We start from the raw sequence: 5,864 nt of genomic DNA on the forward strand, positions 1-5,864 counted from the left end.
CGGAGGGGCAAGGCATGATCCTGTCCTTGCTTGACCACGACCTCGCCATGCAATGCTTCGAGCGGGAGCCGGGTAGCGGTTAAGCCGACACATCTCCAAGGCCTCCCGGCGACCTCCCCAGGTTCGGCCCGGATCAGACGCCGTAGAGCCAATGTCGGCTTCGAGTTTACCTATGAGAGCTTCTGGGTCCCGATGACCGAGTGCTGGCTCAGCGTTGACGAGGACGCCCACGAGCGTGACATCGACAACTGGCACTGATCGCCAATCTCAAATGCGGATCCTTCGGCTAAACGCACCGTAGGTGCCGCGGTGCCGCAGATCGTAGTGCCGGCGTTGACGCCGGCTGTCATCCTTCGTGTGCACGAAGACAGCCACGACAAGGAGAGCCGAGAGCCCAATGAGGGCGTAAAGCATGGCGGTGACGCTCATTTTTCCCCAGACCCAAAGCAACATAAGCCGCGTTGCAATGATCTCCCGAGTCAAACCCGCTGCCAAGCGGAAAGACCCCGATTACCCCTCGTTATACACTCCCTGATTCCCGGACGGCCGTGAGCATCGGAGGAAACCCGCTGAAATCGCGAGTTTCCTTTCTGGCACTCGGAAAACCCGGCGTCCGGATTGATGCCTATGATCAGGGCGAACGTGAGGGCGGCTGAGCCGACCACGTCGTGTCATTTGTGCGGGGCGATGCTGGATTGCGTTGCGCCGAACGGATTTGGCCCCAAAGCGGCAGGAGCATCGCGACGCGCTCGCGGTAGCGCCTGTAGTCGTCGCCGAACAACGCGATCAGGTCGCGCTCTTCCAGCATGATGCCAACCAATATGTAGGCCGTCGTCCCTGCCGCGAAGAGCAAATGGCCCTGGCTCATGACGGGAGTAGCCCAGAAGGCGATGATGAAGCCGAGATAGATCGGATGCCGAACAAGCTTGTACAGACCCGGCGTCCTGAATTCGGCCTCCGGCATCCTACGGTCGGCGAAACGCACGAATACCTGCTTCAGCCCAAACAGCTCGAAATGACTGAACATGAAGGTCGAGAGCAGGACGAACAGCCATCCGAACTGGGAGAGCGCGATCAGAGTGGCCGCCAGCGTCGGATTGGTCACGCTCCAGACGCTCTCCGGCAGGGGCCGCCATTGCCACAGCAGGAGCGCAAGGGCCACCGTTGCGAGCAGCACATAAGTGGGCCGCTCCAACGTGGGATCGATCCAGCCGAGCCACCAGCGCTTGAACCCTGGACGGGCCATGACGCTATGCTGGATCGCAAAGAGCGACAGCAATGCGAAGTTGACCAGGAGTGCCTGCGCAGCCGGCGTTGACGGCCCGTCGTCGATACCCTTCGGCACAAGAAACCCGCCGACGAAACCGATCGCATAAACAAAGGTCAGGAAGAAGAACGCGTATGACAGGAGGCCATAGAGAAGGATCGCGGTCTTGCGCATGGCTGGTACCTCGGTTGACGCGACGTCGCAGTCGGCCGGTGTCGCGGTAAAGTGCGGTGAAGATGTTCGGATATGGCGTGATGTCCGATTGACCTTGGGTCCTTAGCGATCTGTCTCCACAGCGTTGTCCGGCGTGATATTCGACGATCCGCAGTGTGACTGTGATGGAAGTCACATGCAGCAAAGGGACTCCCCCAAGCTCAGGGATGGCGTGGCATGCCTCGATGCTGCCTAGCGGCAAGGCCGGTGGAAGTTGCCGTTTCGCTTGCTGCGCTGGCGCCGGCGCCGAGCGGTTCGGCGAGTTCGCATCTCTCGATCACGACAACTTCGTGCCCATCACGTGCGTCCGAGTTCGTTGCGGGAGCCGCGGTGCATGGTTTCCCCAGACGAGGTCAGGCGATCAGGATCGCGCGGGTCGTTGACATTGGTCAGCGTTGGCCTTCGGACGAGGTCTCCGAGGGGGCCGAAATAGGAATAGGGGCGGTTGCCGAGGATAGCGGCGGCATGGATTCCGCCGGCACGATCGCGCCGGCGCAGGTGACGAAGTCAACTGGAACGGTACCGGCACCGGAGCGTTGAACCCTCACGTCGAAGAGAGGAGTCATTGATATGAAGGTATCCGAAGCGATGACCCGAGGGGCTCATATCGCCCGCCCGGACGAGACCTTGCAGGCGGTATCTCGCCGTATGGCCGAAGAGGATATTGGCTTCCTACCCGTCGGCGACGTCGATCGATTGGTCGGCACGATCACCGACCGCGATATTGTTGTGCGGGCTCTTGCCGAGGGGCGTGATGGGTTGGCCCTGGTTCGCGACGTGATGACGCGCGATGTCAAATACTGCTTCGAGGATGAGGAGATGGACCACGTCATCCACAATATGGGGGACAACCAAATCCGACGCCTTCCCGTTGTCGATCGCAACAAGCGGCTCGTCGGCGTGGTCTCGCTTGCTGACGGCGCGCTCAAGGACAGCCCGGAAACCGCCGGAGACGCCCTAACAGACATCGTGGAGCCTGCAGGGCGCCCAGCGGCATAGTCCGCGGCGATTGTGAGATGGCGCGGCGAAGCTGGCCTGCTTGCCTCCTACTACGGCTCAGTTGAAGTCCTGAACCGTAGCGGTCTCTTGCGACCTGGTTGGCGCTCGATACGATTGCCATGTTGGCCCAGGATTGGTCTCAGGGCTTAGCCAGCGACCTTCTTGCGCGTAGCTCGCTTCGCACGCACGGGCTTCTCGGGAGCGGCCGCCGGAACCGGCTTGGCCTTGCGCCCCAAGCCAGAAGCCTTTGCGAGCTTCGCCCGAGCTTCCGAATAGTTGGGTGCGACCATCGGATAGTCGGAGGGTAGCCCCCATTTTGCGCGGTACTGTTCAGGCGTGAGATTGTAGGCCGTGCCCAGATGGCGCCTGAGGGATTTAAATGCCTTGCCATCTTCGAGGCAGATGATGGCGTCCGGCGTGACCGATTTCTTGATCGAAACCGCCGGCACAAGCGCGATAGGTACAGGCGGAGCTTCGGGTTTGGCTCCGAGCTGCGTGAGAGCGGAATGAGTGCTCGAAATTAGCGCAACAAGGTCCGCGGGAGGAACATTGTTGTGGGCGACGTAGGCCGAAACAACCATTACCGTTAGATCAACTACATTGTCATTTTCTTCGCGCATGGTTCTTCCTGAAATAAAAGCCTGCTTTAACCGCGTACCTAACCTATGTTCTCCCCAAAATGCAATGTTCATTTCGCGGCTGAGCGGTCATCGAACGTGTTCTTTCGATAGCAATCGCGGTTCACGGCTAGATGAAGCAATTCGGAGGAGGAGATGACCGTCTCTTACAATGCCGCCTTGCATAATTCGGATTCTACCCTACGCTTTGGTGGGACGCGTCACTAAAGCTATGGAAACCAATATGGCGACTGGAACGGTCAAGTGGTATAACGAAACCAAGGGTTATGGGTTCATTACGCCGGATGTCGGAGGTAAAGATGTCTTCGTCCATGCAACGGCCTTGGAGCGGGCTGGTCTTCGAGGGTTAGCAGAAGGTCAGAAGATTACGTATGACGTTGAAGCGGACCGCCGCAGTGGCAAAGAATCTGCGGCTAATCTTAAGGTCTGAGATATCAAGCCGCCCACATCAGTGGGCGGATTTTCTTTTGACGAATCGTCCAATTTCTAAGGGCCATCATGCAGCCCGCGAGCGCATCCGCCTTTGCTGACCAAGGCCCATCTTCTTGGCAAGTTGCGACCGAGCCTCGGCATAGGCTGGGGCTACCATCGGATAGTCCGGGGGAAGGCCCCACATCTTCCGATAGTCGTCGGGAGTAAGATTGTAAGCCGTCCRCAGATGACGCTTGAGACTCTTGAACCTCCGTCCATCATTCAGGCAGATCAGATAATCTGGCGCGATTGATTTCTTTATTGAAACGGCGGGCTCGCGCTTCTCTTCAACGGGAGCGGCAACCTCAGGCGACACCAGCTTCCCTAGCGATTGTTGGACCTTCGCGATCAAGTCCGGCAGTTCAGTTGCGGGCACCGAATTGTGACTTACGAAAGCCGAAACAATATCCGATGTTAATTCGACGAAATTCGGAGTTCCAGTGTCCTGATCCATGTCTGGTATCCTTCACGCTAAATTTCTGAGCGCTCCACTCGCGTTCTGAGTGACTACGAAAACGAAGAACGATTACGATACATCTCGTGTCCCTAGGTCATAAATTCAATACAGCGATCGGTTCATATTTGCCTTGGGATCAGTCCGAAGTATGGCGGGCTGCTGAGCCGAGACACGCTAGAGGCTTCTGCCCGGAAACTCGCACGGTACACTCGACCGCAGCAGGCAAAACACGAACTCAACGGCTCGGGGCTTCACATCGAGAGCCTTGGACGCCATTCGCTCAGGCTCCGGAAACGCGAATTACACGAATGTCCTAGAGTTAGATCTGATGCTAAGTGATGCCTTTAGAGATATTTCGATTTTCGAAGCATTTACAAAAAGCGGTGGCTACGCAAACATCCGGGTCGGCCTGGGGAGGTAGTACGGGGTTCTAAAACCATGCCGGAGCGTTTGATTGCTATCGTCGACGATCATCCACTGCTGATGGAGGGTATTGGTGCGCTGCTGAAGCGTTGGGGCGGTTTCACCCTCGCCGCGACAGGAAATGTCGCGGACGACATCGTGTTGATCGCCAAAAGCCACCACCCCGATCAGATGATTGTCGATCTCAACATGGCGGGAGATGTTTTTCAGGCAATCTCAGATGCGTTGAAGTTCGCTCCCGAGACGAAGATCATTGTGTTCACAGCCTCGACAAATGCGGATGATGCAATCAGGGCCTTGGATATGGGGGCCAGGGGCTATGTCCTGAAGGGGAGCCCCGGAGAGGATCTCTTCCAGGCTCTAGGGGCGACGCAGCAGGGCGATGTGTATGTTACACCAGCCTTTGCAACCAAGGTAATTGGTGCCTTGCAGGATAAGGCTCTGCAACGACAGAAGGCGATCAGCAACAGACTAAGCGTTCGGGAGGAGCAGATTGTAAAATTGCTCCTGCTCGGGAAGAAGAACAGCGAGATCGCCCATGAGCTTTCGCTCAGCGATAAGACCGTCAAGGGCTACATGACCAATTTGATGGCGAAGCTGAACGCCCGCAATCGTCTTGAGGTCGTCATTACGGCGCAGAAGCTGAATGCCGCAGCGAATATTCCGGGCACAAGAGGATAGGAAACGTGGCGTCCATGTTGCCTCCAGCGGCTGGATTTGGCGTCACGGTTGCTTGCGAGAATGCGTCATGGCCGACATGGCCCCTGCTTCAAAGCCCACGCCTTCTGCGATGGCCTGCGCCAGATCGGAGCCAGGGCCCTACACAGCAAGGACCAACCGAAAAKGGCAATCTGTTGACGCCCCACACCTAGCGATAAAGGAAGAAAGGATCGCGGCCCATTCGAATGGAAGCCTGCACGGGAGGTGCAGCGGTAATGGGGGTTCGATCGGCAATTCGCCCTACCAGTTTAACGAATCTAAGCTGGAGGTGTGTGAGGCGACGGTGATCCAGTTCCAGCGTCTCGCGCAGTTTCGAGGGAATAAGCTCGAAAGCGGCACGGATCATGATGTGTTGTATCGGACGCAAGGGCCTCGGGATGAGCGGCGCTTGCATCATTAAATCCAGGAATTCTTCAAGGACATCCGCGTGCGTCAGCGTGGGCTCGACCTCAGCAAGCATCACGCGCCACGCCTCAAGCGATCTGGGAACTCCCTTGGCGCCGTAGAGCCGGCTCGGCTCCTTCGGTGTACCTGGTGCGAGCGCGCCACCTTCCGCGGCTGGATCCAAGTCTGGATGATCTCGCCTCTCAGACGAGGAGGTCGCCGTGTCAGGGCTTAATGATGATCATCAACACAGTGCTGACGATACTCATGCCGATGCTGGTGATGGTGATCA

General features: G+C 57.7%; 7 protein-coding genes. 3 read left to right on the forward strand and 4 right to left on the reverse strand.

Annotation, left to right across the window (positions count from 1 at the left end; translation table 11 throughout):
* Nucleotides 1-631 precede the first annotated feature (631 nt).
* Nucleotides 632-1,441, reverse strand: a complete 810-nt coding sequence (gene mddA, locus AC1D34_RS33280; protein ID WP_441509063.1) for a methanethiol S-methyltransferase — start codon at nt 1,439-1,441, stop codon at nt 632-634.
* A 609-nt stretch (nt 1,442-2,050) separates the two neighbouring features.
* On the opposite strand from mddA, the gene AC1D34_RS33285 reads away from it, so the two are divergent.
* On the forward strand, nt 2,051-2,479 hold the full coding sequence (locus AC1D34_RS33285; protein ID WP_441509064.1) for a CBS domain-containing protein: 429 nt from the start codon (nt 2,051-2,053) through the stop codon (nt 2,477-2,479).
* 146 nt (nt 2,480-2,625) lie between these two features.
* On the opposite strand, the gene AC1D34_RS33290 is transcribed toward AC1D34_RS33285, so the two are convergent.
* Entirely contained in the window at nt 2,626-3,099 is a 474-nt protein-coding gene (locus AC1D34_RS33290; RefSeq protein WP_441509065.1) for a Ros/MucR family transcriptional regulator, read from the reverse strand.
* Nucleotides 3,100-3,340: 241 nt separating this feature from the next.
* Between AC1D34_RS33290 and AC1D34_RS33295 the strand changes: the two genes are divergently transcribed.
* Nucleotides 3,341-3,547 carry a cold-shock protein gene (locus AC1D34_RS33295; RefSeq protein WP_441509066.1) on the forward strand — a complete coding sequence of 69 codons (207 nt, stop codon included), beginning with the start codon at nt 3,341-3,343 and terminating at the stop codon, nt 3,545-3,547.
* 66 nt (nt 3,548-3,613) lie between these two features.
* Here the strand turns inward: AC1D34_RS33295 and AC1D34_RS33300 are convergent, their stop codons facing one another.
* Nucleotides 3,614-4,042, reverse strand: a complete 429-nt coding sequence (locus tag AC1D34_RS33300) for a Ros/MucR family transcriptional regulator (RefSeq protein ID WP_476826540.1) — start codon at nt 4,040-4,042, stop codon at nt 3,614-3,616.
* Between the two features lie 441 nt (nt 4,043-4,483).
* On the opposite strand from AC1D34_RS33300, the gene AC1D34_RS33305 reads away from it, so the two are divergent.
* Complete coding sequence (locus AC1D34_RS33305) at nt 4,484-5,149, forward strand: LuxR C-terminal-related transcriptional regulator (RefSeq protein ID WP_441509068.1); 666 nt, start codon at nt 4,484-4,486, stop codon at nt 5,147-5,149.
* 187 nt (nt 5,150-5,336) lie between these two features.
* On the opposite strand, the gene AC1D34_RS33310 is transcribed toward AC1D34_RS33305, so the two are convergent.
* On the reverse strand, nt 5,337-5,756 hold the full coding sequence (locus tag AC1D34_RS33310; RefSeq protein WP_476826541.1) for an oxygenase MpaB family protein: 420 nt from the start codon (nt 5,754-5,756) through the stop codon (nt 5,337-5,339).
* Between the last annotated feature and the right edge of the window lie 108 nt (nt 5,757-5,864).

It is taken from the genome of Allobosea sp. P1_A7, assembly GCF_056406775.1.